1 protein-coding gene is annotated in these 258 nt (G+C 49.2%); it reads right to left on the reverse strand.

All coding sequences use genetic code 11. The features are described 5' to 3' along the window. On the reverse strand, window positions 1-158 hold a 158-nt coding region (locus SB775_RS31125; RefSeq protein ID WP_410865132.1), incomplete at its 3' end, for an ATP-binding cassette domain-containing protein. Between the last annotated feature and the right edge of the window lie 100 nt (window positions 159-258).

Raw genomic sequence — 258 nt, forward strand, 5'->3', positions numbered from 1 at the left:
GAGATCAAGTTCAATAGCGTCGTCTTGCCGCTTCCGGAAGGGCCCATCACGGCCAGGAATTCCCCTTTTTCCACTTCGAAGCTCAATTGGTTCAGCGCACGGTGCGTCACTTTTCCTTCATAGACTTTGGTCACTTCATCAATTTTCACTACTGTCATGTTGATCCCCCTACATTGTGTTCCTGATAAGGAAAGACGATCGATACGGTCGTCCCTTGGCCTTTTGATGAAGTGATTTCCAGTTCATGGCCGAGCCGGT

It is taken from the genome of Peribacillus sp. SIMBA_075, assembly GCF_046534585.1.